We start from the raw sequence: 24,427 nt of genomic DNA on the forward strand, positions 1-24,427 counted from the left end.
TCGACTCCATAAGCTATAGGTAGCGCGCTGTTGCGCGCTGATTGTTGTGCCAGTCGCCGGCTGGCACAAGATGTACTCAGAACTCCTGTTGCTGGGGGCTGGCCGTGGTCTTGCGTGCCTGGAAGGCATAGCCTTGCTGGCCGCTGAGTACCTTGTCGGCGCGCTGCAGGTCGATGTCCTGTTCCCAGCGGGCGATGGCGATGGTGGCCACGCAGTTGCCAATCAGGTTGGTCAGGGCTCGGCCGATCCCCATAAACCAGTCCACCGCCAGCACCAGCACCAGGCCGACCACCGGGATTGCCGGGATGGCGGTCAAGGTCGCCGCCAGGATCACCAGGGCCGACCCGGGAATACCGTGGGCACCCTTGGAGGTGATCAGCGACACCAGCAGGATGGTCAGCAAGTCCGCCATGGACAGCGGCGTGCCGGTGGCATTGGCGATGAAGACGATCGCCAGTGTCAGGTAGATGGAGAAGCCGTCGAGATTGAACGAGTAGCCAGTGGGAATCACCAGCCCCACCGTGGAGCTGCCCACTCCCAGGTGCTCCAGCTTGCGCATGATCTGCGGCAACACGGCGTCCGATGACGCGGTGCCCAGGACGATCAGGAGCTCCTCGCGCAGGTACTTGAGGAAAGGCAGCATGCGCAGCCCGGACAGGCGCATCACCAGGCCCAGGACCAACGCGACGAAAGCGATGCAGGTCAGGTAGAACAACCCCACCAGGCTGCCCAGGTGCTGCAGTGAGTCCAGGCCGTACTTGCTGGTGGTGAAGGCAATGGCGCCGAACACCCCGATGGGGGCCAGCCGTACGATCATGCCCATGATGCGGAAGATCACGTGGCTCAGTTCGTTGATCAGGCGTGAGATGCCCGAGGCGGCCTCGCCCACCAGGTTCAGGGCGCTGCCGAACAGCACCGAAAACAGCAGGACCTGGAGGATGTTGTTCTCAGCGAAGGCGCCGATGACCGAAGAGGGGATCAGGCCCATGAGGAACTGCGCCGTGGTGTGCAGGTGCTGGCCACGTTCGGCGATATCGCCCATGTCTGCCTGGGATAGCTGCTCCAGGTGGATGTTGGCGCCTGTGCCGATGCCTGTTCCAAAGGCCATGACCAGGCCTATCACCAGGGCCAGGGTAGTGAGGATTTCGAAGTAGATCACCGACTTCAGGCCGATGCGCCCGACCTTCTTCAGGTCGCCGGCGCCGGAGATACCGCTGACGACTACGCAGAACACGATGAGCCCGATCAGCATCTTGATCAGTTTGATGAAGGCATCGCCCAGTGGTTTGAGTTGCGAGGAGTATTCGGGGAGGGTGAGGCCGCACACGATGCCGAGTATCAGCCCGAGCACTACCTGGAGAAAAATCGAACGCGAGCACCATCTGAGCATGGGAGGAGTCCTGGTCGGTGTCCTGCCTGCCGTGCGTTTGAGGGCGCAGCGGGTGGCGGACTTAATTATTGTGGTCTTACCGGTATGTCCAGTGCAGGCGCAGTCTACGCTCGGTTTTTTGGGGTTTACAAGAGGGGGCGGGCAAATTGGCTTGACCGGTCTGACCAGTGACCTTGTGTCGTCGACCCGGACTTTTGGCTTGATGGCGTTCGGGGGGGCGTGCAAGTGCCGTTGCAGAGCCTTGGAGGATTTTGCAGGGGCGTCGCCGGCCTGCAGTAGCGGCTAGAGGAAGTTTTTGGGGGACATGAAAAAGCCCGGCACTAGGCCGGGCTTTTCTGTTGCGGTGCGGTGCTGATCAGGCGCCGTATACCGGCAGCTTCTTGCAGATGGCCTTGACCTTCTCACGTACGGCGTCGATCACCGCTTCGTTGTTCAGGTCAGCCAGGATGTCGCAGATCCAGCCGGCCAGTTCGCGGCACTCGGTTTCCTTGAAACCACGGGTGGTCACGGCTGGAGTACCGAAGCGCAGGCCCGAGGTGACGAACGGCGAGCGTGGGTCGTTTGGCACGGAGTTCTTGTTCACGGTGATGAAGGCCTTGCCCAGAGCGGCGTCGGCGTCCTTACCGGAGATGTCCTGCTTGATCAGCGACAGCAGGAACAGGTGGTTCTGGGTACCGCCGGAAACCACGTCGAAACCGCGCTCGATGAACACTTCGGCCATGGCCTGGGCGTTCTTCACCACTTGCTGCTGGTAGGCCTTGAACTCAGGTTGCAGGGCTTCCTTGAAGCAGATGGCCTTGGCGGCGATCACGTGCTCCAGCGGGCCGCCCTGGGCGCCAGGGAATACGGCGGAGTTCAGTTTCTTCTCGATGTCGGCGTTGGCGCGAGCCAGGATCAGGCCGCCACGTGGACCGCGCAGGGTCTTGTGGGTGGTGGTGGTCACCACGTCGGCGAATGGCACCGGGTTCGGGTAGACGCCAGCGGCGACCAGACCGGCCACGTGGGCCATGTCGACGAACAGGTAGGCACCGACCTTGTCGGCGATTTCGCGGAAACGTGGGAAGTCCAGGATCTGCGAGTAGGCGGAGAAACCGGCGACGATCATCTTCGGCTTGTGCTCGACGGCCAGGCGCTCGACTTCGTCGTAGTCGATCAGGCCATTGGCATCGATGCCGTACTGGACAGCGTTGTACAGCTTGCCGGAGGAGGAAACGGCCGCACCGTGGGTCAGGTGGCCGCCGTGGGCCAGGCTCATGCCCAGGATGGTGTCGCCGCCTTGCAGCAGGGCCAGGTAGACCGCGGCGTTGGCCTGGGAGCCGGCGTGGGGCTGGACGTTGGCGTAATCGGCGCCGAACAGCTCCTTGGCTCTGTCGATTGCAAGCTGCTCGACCACGTCGACGTATTCGCAACCGCCGTAGTAGCGCTTGCCTGGGTAGCCTTCGGCGTACTTGTTGGTCAGTACCGAGCCTTGAGCTTCCATCACCGCTGGGCTGGTGTAGTTTTCCGAAGCGATCAGCTCAATGTGCTCTTCCTGGCGCTGAGCTTCTTGCTCCATGGCGGCAAAGAGATCTGCGTCGTACTTGGCAATAGTCAAATCACGGCTGAACATGGCGGTCCTCAAGGATCGGGGGCAGAAAAGGCAGGCATTCTAACCCAATGGGTTTTGGATGGCATATGAAAGGACATCATGTCGCACGCAAAACAGCTTCAAGTGACGAGCTGCAAGCGGATCGCTTTTCTCTTGCAGCTTGTCGCTTGAAGCGTGCCGCTGCTTCTAGTCGAACATGAACAGGGCGTCGTTGCTGAATTGCGCCTCGAAGCGGTTGGCCGGCATCGGTCGGCCGAACAGGTAGCCCTGCACTTCGTCGCAGCCGTGCTCGCGCAGGAAGTCCAGCTGTTCGTGGGTTTCCACCCCTTCGGCGATCACCGCCAGGTTCAGGCTGTGGGCCATGGCGATGATGGCGCGGGCGATCTGCGCGTCCTGCTCGCCGGACGGCAGGCCGTCGACGAAGGTGCGGTCGATCTTCAGCACGTCGATGGGGAACTGCTTGAGATAGTTGAGCGACGAGTAGCCGGTACCGAAGTCGTCTACCGCAATGCTCAGGCCCAGGTTCTTCAGGCCATCGAGGATCTGCATGGCCTCGCTGACCTCGCGCATCAGGATGCTTTCGGTCAGTTCCAACTCCAGGCATGCCGGCGGCAGGCCGGTGTCCCGGAGAATGGTGGCAATGCGCATGCCCAACTGGCCGTCGGAGAACTGCCGGGCGGAAATGTTCACCGAGACCTTCGGCACCCGCACCTTGGCCATGTGCCAGGCCTTGAGCTGGCGACAGGCTTCGCTGATCACCCAGTCGCCGACGTCCACCACCAGGCCCAGTTCCTCCAGCACCGGAATGAAGTCTCCCGGCGGCACCAGCCCGCGACGTGGGTGGCGCCAGCGCAACAGCGCCTCGGCACCGGTCAGGCGCTTGCCATCGCCACTGAACTGCGGCTGGTAATAGAGCACGAATTCCTGCTGCTCCAGGGCGTGGCGCAGGTCGCTTTCCAGTTCCAGGCGCTCCAGGGCGCTGGCGTTCATGTCCGCCTGGTAGAACTGGAAGTTGTTCTTGCCACGCTCCTTGGCGTGGTACATCGCGGTGTCGGCGTTCTTCATCAGCTGGCTCAGTTCGTTGCCGTCCTGGGGGCTCAGGGCGATGCCGATACTGGCGGTGACGAAGAACTCCCGGCCTTCGAGAACGAAGGGTTTGACCAGGCTGGCAAGGATCTGCTCGGCAACATGGATCGCCCGGTTCAGGGCGATTTCCCGGCTCACGCGCGGTTGCAACAGCAGGGTGAACTCGTCGCCGCCCATGCGCGCCACGGTGTCGTCATCGTCGACGCACGCGAGCAGGCGGACGGCCATCTCCTTGAGCATGCGGTCGCCGGCGGCGTGGCCCAGGGAGTCGTTGATCGGCTTGAAGCGATCGAGATCAAGGAACATCAGCACCACCCAGGACTTCTGCCGCTCCGCCGATTGCAGGGCCGTGTGCAGGCGGTCCTGGAACAGCGTGCGGTTGGGCAGGTGGGTCAGGGCGTCGTAGTAGGCCAGGCGGTGGATCCGCTGTTCGCTGGCCTTGCGCTCGCTGATGTCGCTGAAGAAGCACACGTAGCTGGCCAGGTCGCCTTCATCATCGAGCACCGCGGTGATCCCGACCCAGGCCGGATAGTGCTCGCCATCGCGGCGCTTGAGCCAGACCTCGCCTTCCCAGGTGCTGTGCTGGTTCAGCTGCTTGATCACGTAGCGCAGGTGGGCTTCCTGCTGCTCGTCGACGGTGAGCATGTTGGGCAACTGATCCAGCACTTGGGATACCGCATAGCCGCTGACCCGGCTGAAAGCCTCGTTGGCCTGGACGATGTAGCCGGCCGGATCGGTAATGAGGATCGCCGAGGTCGAGTGCTCGAATACCGTGGCCGCCATGCGCAGGTCTTTTTCCGCACGACGTTGCTGGCTGATATCGCGGCCGACCCCGAGTACGCCTTCGAAGGCGCCGTGCTCGTCCCAGACCAGTACCAGGCGCAGCTCGATGGGAATCTTGCGGCCGTCGGCCCGCAGGCAGTCGAACAGGAACAACTGGGTCTGCACCTGGCTGCGCAGTTGTGCCAGTTGCTCGGGCTTGTCCAGGGCCTTGCTGACCCGGTCCATCAGGGCATAGATGCCGGTCAGCTGGTGCGGGTTGGCGATGGTCGACTGCCAGCCGTTCTGGAACACCCACTCCACGTCGTAGCCGAGCACCGATTGCACCGAGGGGCTGACGTAGTTCAGCGAAAGCTTGTTGTCGGTGGAGAAGATCACGTCGCTGATGCTTTCGGCGAGCATGCGGTAGCGCTGCTCGCTGTCGCGCAGGGATTCGCTGGCTTCGATCTGGTCGGTGATGTCCTTGGCCACGCCGATGATCCGCGTCACCTGGTCGTAGCGGTCCCGGGCCAGGGCCTGTTCACGGATTTCGAAGCGTCGCCACTGGCCGCTACGATGGCGGAAGCGCAGCTGGCATTGCAGCAGTTGGGCGTAGGCCGAGTGCCGTTGCTCCTGGCGCAGGCGGTGGTAGAGGTCGGCGTCCTCGGGGTTGAGCAGGATCTCCCAGAAGTATTCGCCCATCTGCTGCAGTTCGGCCTTGTTGTAGCCCAGGGTCTGCCCCAGATGGTGGTTGCTGAAGATCATCCGCTGGCTGATCACATCCTGCACGTACAGGTGGTCAGGCACGGTGCGCACCACGTCCGACCAGAAACCCTCGCGCTCGAGCAGTGACAACTCGATCAGCTTGCGGCTGGTGATATCGCTGATGCTGAGGATCACCGCGCCGTAGTCTTCGCTCTGCTCGGGCAGGCGCATGACCAGCCACAGGTGCTGGTCGTTGCCTTGGGCATCGCCGAGCTTGATCTCCAGCTCCAGCTGTTTCTGCTGGCTGACCAGGGCCTGCAGCAACTGGTTGCCGATGGCGCTGTTGCTGTCCGGGTGGCCTTCGATCAGCAGTTGCCAGGCCTGTTCGCTGGACTCGACGTTGAGCAGGCGCAGGGCGACCTGGTTGACCTCGGTGATCCGCAGTTCCTGGAGCAACTGGCGCCGCTGCTGGGGGTGTTCGCCCTGCCAGCGCTTGAGTTGATCGCTGTTGTGCACATGGTGTTTTTCCAGCAGCCCCGGAAGACCGGAGATATCCAGGACACAGAGGGCGACACCGGTGCCTTCGAAAATATCCTGGTAACGGCGCCGGCCTTCATGCAACTGGCGCTGGCGCCGGCGCATGTTCAGCAGGGCGATCACCGGCAGCAGGGAAAAGGCCAGGCCCAGCAGGCACTTGCCGATGAAGGCCGGGAGCAGTTGTTCGATCACCGCTCGCTGGTCGAACAACCCGCGCAGTTGCCAGTCGCTGTTGTTCAGCGGCACCAGCAGCACGCTGCTGGCCATCTCGTCGGGGTCCAGCATGCCGGGCGTCGCGGTGCTGTGTTCGTCCCGGGTGATTACCTGGTGGCTCAGGCGATTCTCGATCACCCAGTTCGGCTTGTTGCCTTCTTCGCTCTGGCGGACCAGCGTCTGGAGGAAGCCTGGGGCCAGCCGCAGGATCCAGTAACCGCGGGTCGAGCCGCTGGCCTGGTGCAGCAGTACATGCACCACCGAGCCATCGGCCGGGTTGCTGTAGTAAAAGCGCTGGGAGCGGCTGCGTTGTATCAGGTCGGCGAGCCAGAGGGCATCCTGGCTGTCGGTGGCACTGTCGCTGATGATCTGCCCCCGGGTATCGAGCAGGGCGAAACTGCGCACATCTGGCAGGGAACGCTGGAGTTTTTGCAGCAATTGCTGTTGTTGCTGGCTGTCCTGGGGGGCTTCGACGATCGGAAGCAGATTGAGGGCGATCTGGGCATTGAGTGCCAGGTTCAGGCTCAAGTGGTCGGCCAGGTCGGCGCTGTAGTCGATGGCATGCTGGCGTTGGTCCTGGCGGCTCTGTTGCAGTTGGTCGAGCAACTGCCAGAACAGCAGGGCCAGGAGAAGCAGCACCAGCGTCGCCAGTGCGCCTTTGAGTGTGCCTCGCAAAGGGTAAGCCGGCGCAGTGTTCTTAGCGCGCGCGGGCTGTGGCGAAGTGACGTTGGACAAGCTGTGATCCTGCGGTTTGGCTGGACTGGCGCGACGTGCACTATAAGCCGGACGCCCGAAGGGCGGCTAGCATGCCTTGAGTTGTGGCAAAGTGCCAGACCCGCCTGGCTGACTACAGCGCCAGGCCGCTATTGATCAGGGAATCCGCCAGTCGCGAGAGGATGGCCACCGCGAAGCAGCAGATGACCACCGAGGCCGTGCGGTTGATGGCGTGGGGCGTCAGCCAGGCATGGCCGCTGCGCTTGATCCGGGCGCCGAACAGCACCCAGGCACACCCCACCGGGATCACCACGGCGGTGAACTGCACGACAAAATGCAGGTAGAGGCCAGGGTCGGTGAAGGTCTGTACCGGAACGATGAACGAGACCACCAGCAAGCCCTTGGGATTGATCAGGGTCAGCAGGAAGAAGTGCAGCCTGGACACTCGGCCCTCCGCGGGGGGCGACAGTTTACCGTCGGGCTTGCGCCAGAGCAGGTACGACGTCTTGGCCAGGTAGCAGACCGAGGCGAACTGCACCAGCCTCAGGCACCAGGGCGCGTTGTCGCCGATATGGCCCAGCAGGTAGCCCCAGAATGAAATCTGCAGCAGGTAGGCCAGGCACTCCAGCAGGCTCAGCGGCCAGGCATGCCTGAACCCGCTGAGCACCCCCGAGCGCAACAGCAGTGTATTGGTCGGTCCCGGCATCAACAGCAACAATCCAAGTGCAGGCATGATGTTCAGCATGCAGGCGGTCTCCTGAAGCACGCCGGGCCACGATCAACGGGCGATGGCTAGTCCACTAGATAGATCTCGACGCGCTCCTTGTGCGCCCCGATGTTGTTGCGCTTGAGGCGAATCCGTCCGACTTCGCCGGTCTTGCGCAGGTGCGTGCCGCCGCAAGGCACCTGGGAGAACCCCTCGATGTGCCAGCAGCGGCGCAGGTGTTCGGCATCGGTGAAGCGGCTTTCGATCGGCAGGTCGGCGGCCACCAATCGCTCGACCTGCTCGAGGATCTCAGGGAAGTACTGGCTGACGTTGTCCTCCATTACAAAGTCGATGCGAGCCTTGCCCTGGCTGATGTGGGCGCCGACTTTCTCCAGCCCGGGGAATTTCTTGTAGAACAGCTCAAGGACGATCTCGGCGGCGAAGTGCAGGCGCATCAGGGCATAGCGCCGGGGCCAATCGATCTGCACGTTGACCAGGTCGCCCACGGCGAAGTCCGGCTCGGTCGCCAGGCGATAGACGATCCGGTCGTCGACCACCGTGGCTTGGGCAACCTCGATCCGGTTGATGGTGCCCCGGTCCGATTCCTGGCCACCGGATTCGGCGAAGAAGATCGTCGGGCTGATCGTGACGTCGGCACCTTCGATGCTCAGCACTCGGGCATCCAGGGTCGAAAGATACGGGGTATTCCAGAAGGCACGTTCCATAGGGCTTAGCTGTCTTGCTCTGTGAGGGTGGTCAGGAGGGTCGCGTAGAAGCGTTGGAAATCTTTTTCGAAGAAAAAATGCCCGCCGGGCAGGCACTGCCCCTGGTAGCGGATGCTGCTATAGCGCTGCCACTCGTCGAGGCGGTGGGTGTCGATCAACGGGTCGTCCAGGCCATTGAGGGTATACAGCGGTATGGGCAGGGGGCGGATGAACCTGTAGGTCAGCTGGGCATTGAGTACAAGGTCGGCCTTGAGCTTGACCAGGGCTTGCCGGGCAAACCCGCAGGAGGCGTCCCGGGGCAGGGGGAGCGCGCTTTCGGCACAGACGTGCTGCCATAGCTGCTCGTCGTCCATGGCGCCCAGTAGCGGTGAATACCCGGTGTGGGGAGGCATGCGCCCGGACAGCACCAGCCGTGTTGGAAGCTGGCAGCCACGTTCGACCAGGGCGTGGGCAACATCCAGGGCCAGGCCCGCGCCAAAGCTGTGGCCATAGAAGGCCAGTGGCCGGGTGAATGCCTGCAGCGCTTCGACGATGGCATCGATGAGGCCGTGGATGCAGGTGGCCGCGGGCTCCTGGATTCGCTCCTCGCGTCCGGGCAGCTTGACCACCCAGGGCGTGATGCCGGCGTAGCGTAGCGCCTCCAGGCCGTGGAAGGCCGAGCTGCCGCCGCCGCCATAGGGAAAGCACAGCAGTATGTCCTGGCCCTCCCGGCAGGGGGCTGTGGACAGTGGGGCGAGCCAGCGCGGCTGGGTGATCGAGGCTGTGGCCATGGGGGGTTCCTATCCGGTGATCTCGAACAGGCCCACCGCCGGATGGAACATGTGCGAGGTGGTCAGCGAGCGATGCTCCTCGGTCGCGGGGTAGGGAATGGTCATGGCGTTGGTCACCGTCACGCCCCCGATTCCGGCTAGCGAGGCCTGGGTCGCCGCCAGGTCGTCGACCCTGAAGGCAGCGTGATAGATGCAGGCCTCGACGTTGACCAGCAAGCGGCTGACCACGCTGTCGGGGCGAAAGGGCTCGACGACCTCGACGATCTCCCCGGTCGGCGAGCGCAGCTTGGTGATGAGCACGCCGAACTTGTCGATCGGTTGGCGATGGAACAGCACTTCGAACCCCAGGGCCGTGAAGAATGCGGCTGTCTTCTGCGTGGATCGCGTGGCGTACGCGATGTGGTCGATCCCCAGGTAGGAGTGCTGTTCCATGGTCGTTCCTCAGCTGCAGGCCAGGGGCTTGAGGTCCAGGCCGCTAAGGCTCTGGCTCGCCACCCGATTCTGTTGGTCGGTGCGAGTACCGGCCACCTGCACCACGCCGAACTTGTCCAGGCGATATTCACCACCGAACTCTTTCACGTAGTCGGTGCCGGGATAGACCTTCACCCTCCCGGGCACGTAGCGCGCCACATAGCCGAGGCGGGTCTTGTCCGATGTCGAGTTGGGCAGCGAGGAGTGCATCAGCATCGAGCGGAAGATCACGAACTGCCCGGCCTTCATCACGATCGGCACCGCAGCGGCTTCATCCGGCCGCCAGGATTTGTCCTTTTGCAGGGTGCTGTAGTCATAGCCGTTGAAACCACGTGCGTACTGGCCCTTGACCACGTCCTTGTTGGCGACCGGGTCGAACGTCATGCCGATGGATTCGTCGTAGTTCATCTTCTTGTGGGTGCCGGGGATGAACAGCATGCAGCCGTTTTCCTGGGTGGCATCGGTGAAGCCGGTCCAGACGTTGATGGCGCCACCGAATGCCTCGTCCTGGGGCCATACCAGCTGGGGTTGTCCCGAGGCATGGCCGAACGTGTCGGCCTGGTGCCAGTCGGTGCCTTCATTGCCGGGGTACTTGGGAATGAACTCGCTGCGCCAGCAAATCACGTCCGGGCCGAGGATGCTCCGCAGCCGATGGACGATCTCCTTGCGAAACACATGGCGGGTCAGCAGTTCGACATCCAGGTGGCGATCGTAGTTGGTGATCGCCACGTCCAGGGGGGCGTCATAGGGCGCATGGGTCCGGTTGAACAGTTGCGCCCGGACGGTCTTGTGCATCTGCATCATTTCTTCAGGCTCGTAGAGCGTGAAAGGGCCGATGAAGCCGTCCCGGTCGAATTGCTGGAGTTCCTGTTCCGTCAACGAAAAGTCAGTGATGTCCATGTCGGCTCCTACGAGAGGTTACTGAGGTTTTCATGCGTTACGTAGTACTGCACCCACTCCTGCAAGGTGTTCAACCGGGCGACTTCATCGAATGGGGTTTTCTTGCCAAGACTCTGGTTGATCCGGGTATGGGCCATGACGACGCTCAAGGATGAGGCGCCGTAGGCATAGATCGAGTGCTCCAATTGCAGGTCGCGGGTGCCGAGGATGCCTGACCAGGCTTCCAGGACGGCCGAACCGGCAGGTGGTGACGGCCTGTGGGCCCTGGGTTGCTCGCCTGCCAGGGAGTGCAGGGTGCGTTTGTCCAGCTTGCCATTGGCCGTGACCGGTAATTCGAACAACCGGTGGATACGGGCGGGCAGCATGTAGTGGGGCAGTCGAGCCGACAGCAGGCTCAATAGCTTGCCTTCGTCGATGTCCGGCCAGCCATGCTGGAACACCACGAAGGCATGCAGGCAGTTTTCCAGGGCATTCATGGGGCGCGCCAGTACGACGGCCTGGGCAATGCCGGGCAACTGCCCCAATGCCTGTTCGACCTCGGTGATTTCAACGCGGTAGCCCTGGATCTTCACTTGTTCGTCCAGGCGTCCCTGGTAGAAGAACACCCCCTGTTCGTTTTCCACCACCAGGTCGCCAGTGCGGTAGTAGACCCCCTCGGCCTGGTGCAGGAAGCGCGTGCGGGTCAGTTCTTCGTCCAGGTAACCGAGGCTCAGGTTGCGCCCGCCGAGCAATAGCTCGCCAGGAGCCCCGGGCTCCACTTCCTGCAACCGGGCATCGACGACCTTGGCGTGCACGTGGTTGAGCAGGCGGCCGATGGGGATCGCATCGCCGACGATGTCCTTGGGGGAACTCATGCTGTGCCAGGTGGAAAACACTGTGTTTTCGGTCGGGCCGTAGCCGTTGACCAGCGTGATCTCACGGTTGGCGGCCAAAAGTGCCCTGGCGTATGCGGGCTTGAGCACTTCGCCGCCGACATACAGCACGCGGACGCCATCGAGCATTTGCAGGCGATGTTGCGCCACCAGGTGGAACAGTGAAGTGGTCAGCAACAGCACATCGCAGTGGCTCGCCCCTACACAGTCGGCCAGGCTCTCGATGTTGAACGCCGGGGCGTGGAGGGTGACGCAGGCGCCCGTCAGCAGTGGCACCCAGACTTCGAACAAGGCGGCATCGAAGCTGATCGAGGAGTGATGAACATAGTTGTGGGCCTTGCCCTGGACCTGTCCTTGCACGTTTTCCACCAGGTTCAGCAGGCCGGCATGGCACACCCGGACCCCTTTGGGCACCCCGGTGGTCCCTGAGGTGAACATCACGGTGAGGCTGTCGGCGTCGGCAGGGCGCCGCTGGCTGGTGCGGCGCAGGGTCGGGCCCCGGCTGCGCAGGCGGCCCTTGGCGTCCAGGTGCAGGTAGGTGAGGCGCGGGTCGATCTCCAGGTCCTCGGCCTGGCCGATCAGCAGCAGGTGCTGGCAGTCGAGTTGTTCGAGTTGCGCGAGGATGCGTTGGGCTGGCGTGCTCGGGTCGATGGATACATAGGCGATCCCCAGCTTGCAGCAGGCCAGTAGCGTGACCAGGTAGGGCAGGCAACGACTGGCGACCAGCGGCAGGCACGAACTGTCGGCCAGGCCCTGGCGGACCAGTTGCTGGGACAAGCCCAGTACCTGCTCGTGCAGTTGCTGGTAGGTGAGCGTATTGCCGTTGTCGACCACTGCCAGGGCATGGGGCGTCACCGTGCAGATCGACTGGAACTTGCGAAAGACCCTGGTCGGTGACGAGGTGTGCGCATTCATCGGGCAGCCCTCGGTTGATGGCGGGTGAGGAAATGCATCATCGCCTGGTACAGCCGTTCGTGGCCATCGACGAAGTCATGGTGGTGCCCGGCCGGGTCTTCGACCAGCTCGCCGTTGGGCAGCCATCTGGCAACGTATCGGGAGGATGCGGTGTCGGTGTAGCTGTCGTTGCCGCCGCACCAGACCAGGGTCGGGGCCTCGACGGCCTGGGCGGTGGCGGCTACTTCCAGGGTCGCCAGGTGGTTGAGGAAGGTCAGGTACTGATGAAAGGCCTGTCGCTCGCGCAAGGGCCGGATCTGCTGGTAGCGATAGTCGCTGGGGGCCAGGCCGCTGTTGTCGTGCAACAGGCTGACCGCCTCGTACACCTGGGCCCAGTTGCCCTGGGGAATCGACTGCATCATGCGTTCTACATCGCGCTCGTACTGGCTCTTGGCGATGTCGTCGCCCTTGAGAAAGTAAGCGCCGTTGAGCAACAGCAGTTTGCTGCACACCCCTTGGGCGGCGGCCAGAAGCGCCAGGGGGGCCGAAGAGCAGTAGCCCACCACGGCGTCCACGCTGACGGCTTCGGGCAGGGCGGCGTGCAGTTGCCTGACGAAGTCGGCGACGCCCTCGCTGGGCGCCAACCCGGCTGCCGCGGCATAGGACAGCAGGGCGTCGCTTTCCAGAATGACCAGGTTGAAGTGGCTGATGAGGAACAGCGCCGCATTCTTCATGTAGAAGCACTGGGTACCCACTGGCGCCAGCAGCAGCAGGGTTTCGCGGGTGGGATCAAAAGGCAGGCTCCGCACACAGATCACCTTGCCGGCACGCTGCAAATCCAAGGTCGATGTGAACAGACTGTGCATGGAGCACCTCTTCAGGCGTAGCGCGCTGTCGCGGCAGCGGGCAACTGGTCCAGGATGGTTTGCTTGCAGGGGCTGAGGAAGAACTGCTCCATGTTGATGTTCGCGCCGAACGTCTCGTTCACCTGGCTGACCAGCTGGATGGCCGTGAGCGAGTTGGCGCCCAGTTCGAAGATGTCCTGGTCATTGGCGACCGGGCGGCGGAAGACGTCTTCGAAGAGTTTGTCGAGCTTTTCGCTACTCATGATTGACCTGCCTCGTTGTCGGGAAGAGGGCCGGTTGCCCGGCCCGGGAAGGGGTCAGGCTGCAGCGCGGTCACCCTCGGCCTGCAACAGGGTCGAGTCCAGCAGGTCCCACAGGGCTTCCAGGTTATCGAGGAAGTCGTCGGCGCCCTGGACGATGGCGGCGCTGTTCTGCGGGTTGAGTACCGAGCCCACCGCCTCGATGGCGTTCTGCTCGTGCTGGCATTCGGCTCCGGTTTCGCCGTAGTGCTCCAGTAGGTAGTGCATGGCCGGCTCGTCGAAGCTGGCGCGGTACAGGCCGCTGTCCACCAGGCAGGCCTTTTCCCCGGGGATCAGTTGGCGATTGGAGATGATCTCCAGGGCCAGTGCGGTCCCCAGGCTCTTGTAGACATCCTGGGCGGCTGTCGACTTGCGGGCCTCGAAGGTGTGGATAGCCCTTTTGGTCTGGGGCATCAGGCCGGTGGCGAAGTCATAGCCGGGGAGTTGGCCCAGCAATTCATCGGAGCAGCGCTTGAGCATGGATTCGATATGAATCTGGTCGCTCAAGTCGTCGAAGATCGCCTTGCCGGGGACCGAGCGGTTGATGATGTGCCCGGCCATCATCGCCAGTTCAGGGCCATGGTTTTCCTCGCTGTCGACGATCTCCTGCAACAGGTGGCTTTCCGTGGACAGGCCGATTTCCTTCAGCCCCTGGGGCAGGTTCCAGCCTGGGCGGGTGGCATCGCAAAAGCTGCGGATGTGGTGGAACAGGGCGCCGATGGCTTCGGTGCCGGGATTGACCCGGGCCCAGTTGTGAAAAATCGGATGGCTATAGCAGCGATGGTTCTTGACACGCTCTACAAGGGTTTCCACGCGCATGATCGATCTCCCGATGAGTGGCGGCTACATAGGATTCCTTACTGCTCGGAGTTGGGTGTTGCTCTAGTGACCGACGATCAGGCGACTGCCGGAAAGGCCGGGTTTAGAGAGGGTCACGTCCATGAACCCGGCCTTTTCGAGCAAGGCCTTCCAGCCTTCCTCCGAAGGGAACTTGCGGTCCATGAAGTGGGTGTGCAGGAACGTGAACGCCAATGAATAGGCGTTGTTTTCCCAGGGGGCATCGTCGGGTATGGCATCGGCGATGACCAGCTTGGCCCGGGGCGAGGCGGCCTTGATGGTGGCCAGCAGGCTCGGCAGGACCTGGCTTTGGGTGGGGTCCAGATCGTGGAAGACGAATCCGGCATGGACGACATCGACATCCTTGAGCAGGGTCGGATCGTCGATCAGGCTTTGCACCGGTGCATGAATCACCTGGAGCCTGTGGCTCAAGCCTTTTGCCTCGATGATTTCCCGGGCCTTCTGGCAGGCGCTGGCGCTCAGGTCGATGCCGATCCCGGTGGCCTGGGGCAGGCGCTCCAGCAGTCGGATCAGCAAACCGCAGGTGCCTGAACCGAAGTCGATGATCTTCTTCGGATTGGCCTGGAGAATTTCTTGTTCGGCATGGGGGTAGAAGTCGGTGGCTCCCATCCACTTGGAGGTGCGTGCCACATGTTCGCCGTTGCGCACATAGGTGTTGATGGCGTCCGGCATGTTGTTGGCGAACTGCACCGGATGCTCGATCAAGGGGGCGCAGGACTGCAGGGCCCAGAGCAGGTAGCCACAGTTGTTGACGGCCACCGGCAGGGCAGGCGTGCCGCTGTAGCGGTCGGGACGAGCCTCCTGGGTCGCCAGCCCCAGTTTGCACAAGGCGGCCAGGTAGGACACGACGAAGTGCCGGTTGGCACCGCTGATGCGCACTACCTGCTCGACATCGAAAGGCTCGCCTTGCATGAGCAGGTCGATGACCCCGAGGCGTGCGCCCATCTCCAGGAAAATCGATTTGCCTGCCAGGTTCTGTGCAGAGTCGATTGCTGATGCCGACATGACTTGGGCCATGGTCCACCTCCTTGTGTGATGAGCGTACGTTCAGGTCTTGCGGTCGAAAAAGTCTTCCAGGGCCTTGGCGGCCTTTATCAAATGGTTGCGTACCAGGGCTTCGGCCCGGTCCAGGTCCTGTTCGGTAGCGGCTTCGATCATCGCCAGGTGTTCATCCTGGGACATGTGTTCACGGCCCATGGCCGATAAGTGAAAGCGCAAGTAGCGGTCCTCTACGGACAACTGCTTCTCCACCAACTGCAGTAATTTCAGGTGGGGCGTTTTCCCGTAGAGACACATGTGGAAGCGCTTGTTCAGGTCCCCTAGCTGGTCCATCTCGGTTTCTTCATTCATCTGCTGCATCAGGTCCTTGGCCTGCTGCAGGTCGGCACTGGTCAAGTGTGGAATCGAATACCGGATGGCCGCAGGTTCCAGGGCCAGCCGGATGGCGTAGTTGTCCAGGCCGTCGGCCTTGGATATCTGCGTCACGATCGCGCCCTTGTAGGGAACGAAGTCCACCAGTGCCTGTGCTTCCAGTTTCTTCAGTGCTTCGCGAACCGGCATTCGGCTGACATTGAAGGTTTGCGCCAGCTCCTCCTGGCGCAGGACCTCGCCGGGGGGAAGGCGCCCCTCAAGGATCGCCTGCTTTAACACCTGTTCAATCTGTTCACTTGCTGTTTTGTGTTGGATCTCACCGAGGTTGCTTAGTCGTTTGCTTTTCAAGTCTTTCTCATTACTATTAATTTGCGTATCCAATATCCAATGGATATTGGTTGTAGCACCAGCTTTTAGGGAATGCAAGGCGGCTTGGCTCTTTCGCCGCAGATTCTGTGAACGGGGTGGCAACATGGGTGCTTTGAGCAGGGCGGGAGTGTCGGGTGGCGGCTGGTCCGGCGAGTGGTGGAGTCTTATCAGCACCGGGGCCAGTGCTGCGCTGATCGGTTTCATCAGCACGTTCTTCATCGTGTTGCAGGGTTTCTACAACGTTGGGGCCTCGGCCAGCCAGGCGGTGAGTGCGCTGGCAATGTTGTGCCTGTTCCAGGGGCTGATGGGCATCGGGTTCTCCCTGGCTACCCGCAAGCCCTATGCCTTCGCCTGGTCGACGCCGGGATCGGCGATCCTGCTTGGCTATAGCCAGCCCCTGGGGGGCTTCGACGAGGCGGTCGGGGCGTTCTGTATGTCCGGCATGCTGATGCTGGCACTGGCCATGGTGCCGAGGATCGCCCGGTACATCGAGAAGATTCCCGCCAGCCTTTCGTCGGCGATGCTGGCGGGAGTCCTGCTGTCATTAGCCAAGTCCTTCGTGCCGGCCTTCGAGCAGTATCCGCTGATCGTTGGAGCGGTAATGCTGGTCTGGTTGCTGTTGTTCATCTTCAAGCCGCTGTTTGCCCTGCCGACCTCCCTGGCAGTGCTGTTCGTCTATTTCCTGTTCAAGCAACCAGCGGGATATGCCATCGAACTGTCGACCTATCGTTTCGAGTGGGTGGTTCCGGTCTTCACGCTTTCGTCCTTCATCAACCTGTCCATCCCGCTGTTCGTGGTCACCCTGTTTTCCCAGAACATCCCTGGCTACCTGATCATGCGCAACAATGGCTACACGACGCATTTTCCGGGCACGCTGTTTGTTACCGGCCTGGCCACCTCGTGTGCCTCGCTACTGGGCTGCCATAACCTCAACCTGGCGGCGCTGACGGCGGCGATGTGTGCAGGCCCGCTGGCGTCCAGCGACAAGTCCCTGAGGTACATCGCCAGTTGTGCCGCAGGTGTCAGTTACCTGGTCATGGCGCTATTTGCCGCCAGCCTGGTGAGCCTGTTGTCGCTGATCCCCTCGCCGGTGATCCTGGCGCTCGCGGCCCTGGCGTTGTTCAGCACCCTGGCCGATGCCCTGCGGGATTCGCTCAGGCACGACCTTTATTACCCGGCGGTGGCCACCTTGATGATCACGGTGTATTTCCCGAGTTTCTTCCATGTGTCTTCGTCATTCTGGGGATTGTTGCTGGGCACCTTGTTCTACGTGGTCTACAGCAAGAAAAAGCTGGGCTGAAAGCACCCGGCAGTCTGCCCGCCGTCGCTCAGTTAGGTTAACCTTGAAGGTTGGGAGTGCTGTGTACCGCACCATGAGGCTTAGCTGGCCTGTTCTCACCTTCTTCACGAGGTCCATATTTTGGCTCAATACGTTTTCACCATGCATCGGCTGGGCAAGGTTGTTCCGCCGAAGCGGGAAATCCTGAAAAACATCTCCCTGTCATTCTTCCCCGGGGCCAAGATCGGCGTACTGGGCCTCAACGGCTCGGGTAAGTCCACGCTGCTGAAAATCATGGCCGGCGTCGACACCGAGTTCGAGGGCGAAGCCCGCCCGATGCCGGAGCTGAACATCGGCTACCTGCCCCAGGAACCACAGCTGGACCCGGCCAAGACCGTGCGTGAAGTGGTCGAGGAGGCGGTCAGCGTAATCAAGGACGCCCAGGCGCGCCTGGACGAGGTCTACGCTGCCTACGCCGATCCGGATGCCGACTTCGACAAGCTGGCCGCCGAGCAGGCCAAGCTCGAAGCCATCCTGCAGGCCAGCGATGGCCATAACCTGGAGCGCCAGCTGGAAGTCGCCGCCGATGCCCTGCGCCTGCCAGCCTGGGACGCCAAGGTCGAGCACCTGTCCGGTGGTGAAAAGCGTCGTGTGGCCCTGTGCCGCCTGCTGCTGTCGGCCCCCGACATGCTGCTGCTCGACGAACCGACCAACCACCTGGACGCCGACTCAGTGGCCTGGCTGGAGCACTTCCTGCACGACTTCCCGGGCACCGTGGTTGCGATCACGCACGACCGTTACTTCCTCGACAACGTCGCCGGCTGGATCCTGGAACTGGACCGCGGCGCCGGCATCCCGTACGAAGGCAACTACTCCGGCTGGCTGGAAGCCAAGTCGGCGCGCCTGGCCCAGGAGTCCAAGCAGCAGTCGGCCCACGAAAAGGCCATGAAGGAAGAGCTGGAGTGGGTGCGCAAAGGCGCCAAGGCCCGCCAGTCCAAGTCCAAGGCTCGTCTGCAGCGTTTCGAGGAAATGCAGTCCCAGGAATTCCAGAAGCGCAGCGAGACCAACGAGATCTACATCCCGGCCGGTCCGCGCCTGGGCGACAAGGTCATCGAGTTCAAGAACGTCACCAAGGGTTATGGCGATCGCGTGCTGATCGACAACCTGTCGTTCTCCATGCCCAAGGGCGCCATCGTTGGCGTGATCGGCGGCAACGGCGCCGGTAAGTCGACCCTGTTCCGCATGTTGATGGGCAAGGAGACTCCGGACTCGGGCAGCATCGAGATCGGTGAAACCGTGCAGCTGGCCTGCGTGGACCAGAGCCGCGAGGACCTGGACGGCAGCAAGACCGTGTTCCAGCAGATCTCCGACGGTTCCGACCAGATTCGCATCGGCAACTACGAGATCCCGTCGCGCACCTATGTCGGTCGTTTCAACTTCAAGGGCGGCGACCAGCAGAAGTTCGTCAAGGACCTGTCCGGTGGTGAGCGTGGCCGCCTGCACCTGGCCCTGACCCTGAAGGAGGGCGGCAACGTCCTGCTGCTCGACGAACCGTCCAACGACCTCGACGTCGAAACCCTGCGTTCCCTGGAGGAAGCCCTGCTGGACTTCCCGGGCGCCGCCATCGTGATTTCCCACGACCGGTGGTTCCTGGACCGTGTGGCGACCCACATCCTGGCCTATGAGGACGACTCCCAGGCGGTGTTCTTCGAAGGCAACTACACCGAGTACGAAGCCGATCGCAAGAAGCGCCTGGGTGAAGCCGCGGCGCAACCGCACCGGGTACGGCACAAGAAGCTGGCTTGATCGAGCCGCTGCTGGAACAGAACGGAGCCTTCGGGCTCCGTTTTTTTATGCCCGGAACGATGTTTTCCGGTAAATCCAGTGGGGCGAATGACGTTCAAAGTGAGTGCAAACCTGCGACTTTTTGTCACCAATTCAGTGCGCTCAAGCCCAGTAAAATCAACAAATTTATATTAAATGCACCATTTAAATTCATATCTGCGACATTTTGCGCTGTCGCGGTGCGGGTTGAGTTGATACAGTCCTTGGCAAATCTCCCCCTTAACGACAATAAATCTGCTGAGACTTTCCATGATCGAATCCGTCGAAGACTTCCTCGCCCGCCTGAAAAAGCGCGATCCGGACCAGCCCGAATTCCACCAGGCGGTGGAAGAGGTATTGCGTAGCCTGTGGCCGTTTCTCGAGGCCAACCCGCATTACCTGGACTCCGGTGTTCTCGAACGGATCTGCGAGCCGGAGCGCGCCGTGGTATTTCGCGTGTCCTGGGTCGACGATCAGGGCAAGGTCCGGGTCAACCGCGGCTTCCGTATCCAGATGAACAGCGCCATCGGCCCGTACAAGGGCGGCCTGCGTTTCCACCCGTCGGTGAACATGGGCGTGCTGAAATTCCTCGCCTTCGAGCAGACGTTCAAGAACTCCCTCACCTCCCTGCCCATGGGCGGCGGCAAGGGCGGCTCGGACTTCAACCCCAAGGGCAAGAGCGACGCCGAGGTCATGCGTTTCTGCCAGGCCTTCATGAGCGAGCTGTACCGGCATATCGGCGCGGACGTGGACGTACCGGCCGGGGACATCGGTGTCGGTGCCCGGGAAATCGGCTTCCTCTTTGGCCAGTACAAGCGCCTGAGCAACCAGTTCACCTCGGTACTGACCGGCAAGGGCATCAGCTACGGCGGCAGCCTGATCCGCCCGGAAGCCACGGGTTTTGGTTGCGTGTACTTCGCCGAGGAAATGCTCAAGCGTCGGGGCGATCGGGTCGAAGGCAAGCGCGTGGCGATCTCCGGCTCCGGCAACGTCGCGCAGTATGCCTCCCGCAAGGTCATGGACCTGGGGGGCAAGGTGATCTCGTTGTCGGACTCCGAAGGCACCCTGTACTGCGAGTCCGGCCTGAGCGAAGAACAATGGCAAGCGGTGCTGGAACTCAAGAACGTCCAGCGCGGGCGCATCAGCGAGCTGGCTGGTCGCTTCGGCCTGGAGTTCCGGGCTGGCAAGACGCCTTGGGACCTGCCTTGCGAGATTGCCCTGCCGTGTGCGACCCAGAACGAGCTGGACGCCGAGGCCGCCCGGACCCTGCTGCGCAACGGCTGCACTTGTGTTGCCGAGGGGGCCAACATGCCCACCACCTTGGAGGCTGTGGATATCTTCATCGACGCCGGCATCCTGTTTGCCCCGGGCAAGGCTTCCAACGCCGGTGGCGTAGCGGTGAGTGGCCTGGAGATGTCGCAGAACGCCATGCGCCTGTTGTGGACCGCCGGCGAGGTGGACAGCAAGCTGCACGCCATCATGCAGTCGATCCACCACGCCTGCGTCCACTACGGCGAAGAAAACGGTCGGGTCAACTACGTCAAGGGCGCGAATATCGCCGGTTTCGTCAAGGTGGCCGATGCCATGCTCGCCCAGGGCGTGGTCTGAGGCGACTCAGGCCGGTTCGATACGGATGATTTCGATCAGCCGGTCCCCGGCCGGTCGCTGCCACAGAACTTCGTCCCCAGGTTGCGCGCCCAACAGTGCCCGACCCAGGGGCGAGGCCCAATTGACCAGGCCGCGGGCGGCATCGGCCTGGTCTTCGCCGACCAACTGCACGCTGTGCTGGTCGTCCTGTTCATCGACATAGGTCACCCGACTGCCGATCTGTACTTTGTCGGTGGCGGTGGCTGTCACCACCTGGGCACTGCGCAAGCGCTGGGAGAAGTAACGCAGGTCTCGCTCCAGGTCGGCCAGGCGCTGCGGATCGGCGCTATCGCGCAAGTCACTTTGTTGCTGATGCTGGAGTTGCAGCTGAGCGACTTTCTCCTGAAGCTCCACCAGGCCCTGGGGCGTGACATAGTTGGGGTGCGGGCTGACCTGGCGCTCGATCGGTTGCTCGGCCTGGGCGGCCGCCTGGTCCTCGTTGACGAAAGCGCGGCTCATGGTGTGCTCCTTGGCTGGAGGGTCGAGCCATGGTTGCAGGCTTTTACCCCCTGCAGTTAGCTGAAAACGACCTATTGCGAGCGATAGGACCGCGCGGCATCGCGGTCCTTTTCCTGTTGCCAGGCCCGCTCACGCTCGTCCCAGTGCCGCCCTCGATAGTCGTTACGGTCCTGGTTTTCCAGCATGGCCTGGCATTGGCGGAAACCATCATCCCAGCCTTCGGCATACTGCCGGTCCTTGAGGTAGCGGGGCACGTCCTTGCGAAACTCTCCGCTGATGGACCCCGCGGCCTGGCGGCCACTGACGCAGCCGGCATCGAAGCCGTCGGCAAATGCTGGCGGATAGCCCTGCGCGAGCAGATGCTCGTGGGTTGATTCACAGCCACCGATCAGGGCCAGTGCCAGCAATGCCCAAGCGTAACGCCACATCGAGGAACTCCCAGACTTCACATGAGTGAAGTCTAGAAGGGCATTTGTCGGCGACGCGTGAAAACCTTGTCGCTAGCAGCTTGACGCTCGCAGCTGCCGTTAGTAGTGGTACCACTTGAGTTCGAGCATGACTTCGTTGGCCGGGCTGGCCAGTTGGCTGAACTCCCGCTGTGCGCTCAGGCGCAGGCCCAGGTTGCGCGACAGCTCCCATTGCTGGTTGAGGCTCAGGCTGCGGCGGACTTCACCATTGGTGAAGTAGTCGCCCTTGGCTTCCAGGCTGAAGTTGCCCAGTGGATTCTTCCATAGCAGGCCGGAGTTGAAGCCTGCTGCCGGAGCGATGAAACCGGCGAAATCGGCGTTGTGCTCGACCCGTACCGTGCCCAGCGCAAAGCCCAGGGTGTCCTCGCCCAATTGCCAGGTGCCGCCGGCACCGCCATTGACGTGGCTGACCAGGGTTTCGTCGTCGTGCTTGCCCGGTACCCGCTCCAGGCCGCCGGTGACTTGCCAGGACCAGGGTTGCAGCAACTGCGTACGTGGGGTCAGGGAGCGGATGGTGGCCAGGTCGAGCTGCTGCAATTGCCAGTGGTTGCCTTCGTACTGGCGCAGCTTCATCTGCAGGATCTCGATCTGGGCGCCCATTGGGAAGCCTTCGGCGTTGTCATTGAGGTCGTGATAGGCCATGCGCAGGCCGTACTCGGCAAAGGCCTTGTCGTCGCGTGTGCCGACCCCGAGTTGCCAGGTGCGGGACTGGTGGCCGTCTTCCGGCAGGCCTGGCCGCTGGATCTGCAACTCTGGAGCGGGGTTCTGGTTGATGGCCCTGAGCAGCTCGAAACTGCGCTGGGAGCGTTCGGCATCACGCTCCTGGCCATTGGCTCGATAACGTTCCAGGCGATAGGCCGCGTCCACGATCAGGGCTTGTCGGTCCCGGGGCAGGGCCTTGAAATCGCGGTCCTGCAGTTGTTTCTGGTCGGCGCTGACCTTGAGTACCCATTGTTGTTCTTCAGGGTTCAAAGGCTGGGCGCGGCTGAGCAACTCGCGCTCCCTGGATGGGCGATAGTCGATTCGTTCCACCAATCCGGCGTCCTTGACCGCCTTGACGGTGTCGGTAGGGATCGCGGTGAGTGGGAACTGGCCGGTCAGGCGCAGGCTGGGGCGGGCGACCTGCAGCAGTTCCAGCAGGCGGTAGGAACAGTTCTCGTCGAAGAAGAAGTAGTCGAACTTGATCTGCTTCAGTTCCCACACATGTTCCACCATGCGCTCGGTTTCCACCTGGGTGAGGTTCAGCCGGTACTCCCACAGGTCGCGGTTCTCCAGGCTGCGGTACTCCGCCAGTTTTTCCTGGTAGGGCACCAGGGCGAACAGTCCGGGATAACCACCCATCAAGCCCTTCCAGGCATAGAGGATGCTGTTGTCGGAGCCTTCGATGTAGGCGCCGAAGTTGATGGCATAACTGAGCAGGGCGGTGTGATTGCTTTGCACGTCGGCCTGGTCGATACGCAGCAGGGTGTGGCCGAACATCGACGATGGACTGTTGAGATAGGCGGCCGGAAAGATCATTACCGTGCTGTGGGGCGCGACGTCCTTGAACCACTGGGTGAACTCGGCGCATTCGACCTTGGGCAGGTCGTCCAGCTTCAGCTGTGCCTTGAGCCAGCGGGTACGGGCTGGATAGACGCACTGGGCATGTCGTTCCCCGGCACTGGCGGGCGCGTAGAGGGCGTCCAGGGTCGCCTGCAACTCGGCATCGGGGTGATGGGCGCCGTCGGCGGCCAGGAAGAACTTCGGGTCGCTGACATAGCTGCGCCAGCCTCCCAGCTTGGCGGTTTCGTAGTGGCCCAGGGAGATCCAGAAGGGGTCGTTGGCCAGTTGCTGCAAACGTTGATGGTCGATGTGAGGCGCGGCGTACAGCGGGGCGCAGGCACAGAGCGCCAGGTAGGCAAGGCGTTTGAGCATATCGGGCAACTTAAGTCGGAAATACAAAGACCCAAGGTGGGGCAAGGTCGATAAAAAAAGCCCGCTCCCAAGGGGAGCGGGCGAGCCGGACTTAAACCGGGGTGGCGTACTTGGCCAGGCGCGAATCGCCCTTCAGGACGGCCAGGGTGTTGGTATGCACGTCTTCGGCCGTTACGTCGGCCTTGTTGAAGATCTGCTGGAAGTGTTCGTGGGTGACCGCTGCGAAGTGCGCGCGGTCTTCGGGAGCCACGCCCAGGACTACGGCGTAGGTGGTCAGGGCTTCGCCCTGGCCCTTGGCCATGTCTTCGGAGAGCTCGTTCATCATCCCGTTCATGGCGAACCAGGACTTACCGCCGTAGGTCAGTGCCGCGTTGGTGGAGCAACCGTTGGTGCCGGAAGTCATGCCGAAGGTCGCGTTACCCGAGGTGCCGTTGGTGGTCGACGCCAGGAAGTGCGCCGGCGTGCCGCGCTGGCCCTTGAACAGCATGTTGCCCCAGCCGCAATCCGGGCCGCCTGGGGCCTGGGCCATGGCGTTGAGGGATACGACGGTGAAAAGAGTACCGAGAAGGATCCGTTTCATAGCGTTGTTCTCTTTGTGTGCATACCAATGGACAGGGGGACTGGTCCGTACCGGCACCAGGGGGCCGGTTATCACCCAGCCGCACAGGTTGGAGTTTAGGCAGATTCCTTGGGTTCCGTAACAATTTACAAAACAATGCCTGGGGGCGGGGGGTGCACGGCATGGGGGGACAGTCCCTGTGCGGC

At 62.3% G+C, this 24,427-nt stretch carries 21 protein-coding genes; 3 read left to right on the forward strand and 18 right to left on the reverse strand.

Annotated elements, in window-relative coordinates:
• Positions 1 to 76 precede the first annotated feature (76 nt).
• The 14 genes from C4K39_RS21235 to C4K39_RS21305 all read right to left on the reverse strand — a co-directional run bounded on the left by C4K39_RS21235 (position 77) and on the right by C4K39_RS21305 (position 16,084).
• Positions 77 to 1,390: a C4-dicarboxylate transporter DctA gene (locus C4K39_RS21235; RefSeq protein WP_068576405.1), complete on the reverse strand. Its 1,314-nt coding sequence runs from the start codon at positions 1,388 to 1,390 to the stop codon at positions 77 to 79.
• A 355-nt stretch (positions 1,391 to 1,745) separates the two neighbouring features.
• Entirely contained in the window at positions 1,746 to 2,999 is a 1,254-nt protein-coding gene (glyA, locus tag C4K39_RS21245; RefSeq protein WP_068576407.1) for a serine hydroxymethyltransferase, read from the reverse strand.
• A gap of 165 nt (positions 3,000 to 3,164) precedes the next feature.
• Complete coding sequence (locus C4K39_RS21250) at positions 3,165 to 7,013, reverse strand: bifunctional diguanylate cyclase/phosphodiesterase (RefSeq protein WP_124347339.1); 3,849 nt, start codon at positions 7,011 to 7,013, stop codon at positions 3,165 to 3,167.
• 112 nt (positions 7,014 to 7,125) lie between these two features.
• Complete coding sequence (locus C4K39_RS21255) at positions 7,126 to 7,737, reverse strand: LysE family translocator (protein ID WP_068577357.1); 612 nt, start codon at positions 7,735 to 7,737, stop codon at positions 7,126 to 7,128.
• 47 nt (positions 7,738 to 7,784) lie between these two features.
• On the reverse strand, positions 7,785 to 8,423 hold the full coding sequence (locus tag C4K39_RS21260) for an alanyl-tRNA editing protein (RefSeq protein ID WP_068577359.1): 639 nt from the start codon (positions 8,421 to 8,423) through the stop codon (positions 7,785 to 7,787).
• A 5-nt stretch (positions 8,424 to 8,428) separates the two neighbouring features.
• Positions 8,429 to 9,193 carry a thioesterase II family protein gene (locus C4K39_RS21265; RefSeq protein ID WP_124347340.1) on the reverse strand — a complete coding sequence of 255 codons (765 nt, stop codon included), beginning with the start codon at positions 9,191 to 9,193 and terminating at the stop codon, positions 8,429 to 8,431.
• A gap of 9 nt (positions 9,194 to 9,202) precedes the next feature.
• On the reverse strand, positions 9,203 to 9,625 hold the full coding sequence (locus C4K39_RS21270; protein ID WP_124347341.1) for a VOC family protein: 423 nt from the start codon (positions 9,623 to 9,625) through the stop codon (positions 9,203 to 9,205).
• Between the two features lie 9 nt (positions 9,626 to 9,634).
• A complete protein-coding gene (locus C4K39_RS21275) occupies positions 9,635 to 10,564 on the reverse strand; it encodes a chlorinating enzyme (RefSeq protein WP_068577365.1) in 930 nt (309 codons plus the stop codon).
• Between the two features lie 8 nt (positions 10,565 to 10,572).
• Complete coding sequence (locus C4K39_RS21280; protein ID WP_124347342.1) at positions 10,573 to 12,351, reverse strand: non-ribosomal peptide synthetase; 1,779 nt, start codon at positions 12,349 to 12,351, stop codon at positions 10,573 to 10,575.
• Positions 12,348 to 13,196 carry an alpha/beta fold hydrolase gene (locus tag C4K39_RS21285; RefSeq protein ID WP_124347343.1) on the reverse strand — a complete coding sequence of 283 codons (849 nt, stop codon included), beginning with the start codon at positions 13,194 to 13,196 and terminating at the stop codon, positions 12,348 to 12,350. The genes C4K39_RS21280 and C4K39_RS21285 overlap by 4 nt, the downstream gene beginning before the upstream one ends.
• A gap of 11 nt (positions 13,197 to 13,207) precedes the next feature.
• Positions 13,208 to 13,438: an acyl carrier protein gene (locus C4K39_RS21290; RefSeq protein ID WP_068581820.1), complete on the reverse strand. Its 231-nt coding sequence runs from the start codon at positions 13,436 to 13,438 to the stop codon at positions 13,208 to 13,210.
• 54 nt (positions 13,439 to 13,492) lie between these two features.
• Positions 13,493 to 14,293: a hypothetical protein gene (locus C4K39_RS21295; protein ID WP_068581811.1), complete on the reverse strand. Its 801-nt coding sequence runs from the start codon at positions 14,291 to 14,293 to the stop codon at positions 13,493 to 13,495.
• Positions 14,294 to 14,356: 63 nt separating this feature from the next.
• The gene (locus C4K39_RS21300; RefSeq protein ID WP_068581808.1) at positions 14,357 to 15,349 is read right to left on the reverse strand and encodes a class I SAM-dependent methyltransferase; all 993 of its coding nucleotides are present in this window, start codon (positions 15,347 to 15,349) and stop codon (positions 14,357 to 14,359) included.
• A 30-nt stretch (positions 15,350 to 15,379) separates the two neighbouring features.
• Positions 15,380 to 16,084, reverse strand: coding sequence for a GntR family transcriptional regulator (locus C4K39_RS21305; RefSeq protein ID WP_347141889.1), 705 nt, complete (start codon positions 16,082 to 16,084; stop codon positions 15,380 to 15,382).
• Between the two features lie 91 nt (positions 16,085 to 16,175).
• On the opposite strand from C4K39_RS21305, the gene C4K39_RS21310 reads away from it, so the two are divergent.
• From C4K39_RS21310 to gdhA, 3 genes are all read left to right on the forward strand, one after another.
• Positions 16,176 to 17,372 carry a benzoate/H(+) symporter BenE family transporter gene (locus tag C4K39_RS21310; protein ID WP_068581803.1) on the forward strand — a complete coding sequence of 399 codons (1,197 nt, stop codon included), beginning with the start codon at positions 16,176 to 16,178 and terminating at the stop codon, positions 17,370 to 17,372.
• Positions 17,373 to 17,492: 120 nt separating this feature from the next.
• Positions 17,493 to 19,157: an energy-dependent translational throttle protein EttA gene (ettA, locus tag C4K39_RS21315; protein WP_068581800.1), complete on the forward strand. Its 1,665-nt coding sequence runs from the start codon at positions 17,493 to 17,495 to the stop codon at positions 19,155 to 19,157.
• A 288-nt stretch (positions 19,158 to 19,445) separates the two neighbouring features.
• Positions 19,446 to 20,783, forward strand: a complete 1,338-nt coding sequence (gene gdhA, locus C4K39_RS21320; RefSeq protein ID WP_124347344.1) for an NADP-specific glutamate dehydrogenase — start codon at positions 19,446 to 19,448, stop codon at positions 20,781 to 20,783.
• A gap of 6 nt (positions 20,784 to 20,789) precedes the next feature.
• Here the strand turns inward: gdhA and C4K39_RS21325 are convergent, their stop codons facing one another.
• The 4 genes from C4K39_RS21325 to C4K39_RS21340 form a co-directional block, all read right to left on the reverse strand.
• Complete coding sequence (locus C4K39_RS21325; protein WP_124347345.1) at positions 20,790 to 21,281, reverse strand: GreA/GreB family elongation factor; 492 nt, start codon at positions 21,279 to 21,281, stop codon at positions 20,790 to 20,792.
• A gap of 71 nt (positions 21,282 to 21,352) precedes the next feature.
• The gene (locus C4K39_RS21330; protein ID WP_124347346.1) at positions 21,353 to 21,709 is read right to left on the reverse strand and encodes a hypothetical protein; all 357 of its coding nucleotides are present in this window, start codon (positions 21,707 to 21,709) and stop codon (positions 21,353 to 21,355) included.
• A 99-nt stretch (positions 21,710 to 21,808) separates the two neighbouring features.
• A complete protein-coding gene (locus C4K39_RS21335) occupies positions 21,809 to 23,662 on the reverse strand; it encodes an Lnb N-terminal periplasmic domain-containing protein (protein WP_124347347.1) in 1,854 nt (617 codons plus the stop codon).
• A 91-nt stretch (positions 23,663 to 23,753) separates the two neighbouring features.
• Positions 23,754 to 24,242, reverse strand: a complete 489-nt coding sequence (locus tag C4K39_RS21340) for a DUF3015 domain-containing protein (RefSeq protein WP_068581017.1) — start codon at positions 24,240 to 24,242, stop codon at positions 23,754 to 23,756.
• Positions 24,243 to 24,427: the final 185 nt, after the last annotated feature.

Origin of the sequence: Pseudomonas sessilinigenes, from assembly GCF_003850565.1 — a bacterium.
In the GTDB taxonomy this organism is placed as follows: domain Bacteria; phylum Pseudomonadota; class Gammaproteobacteria; order Pseudomonadales; family Pseudomonadaceae; genus Aquipseudomonas; species Aquipseudomonas sessilinigenes.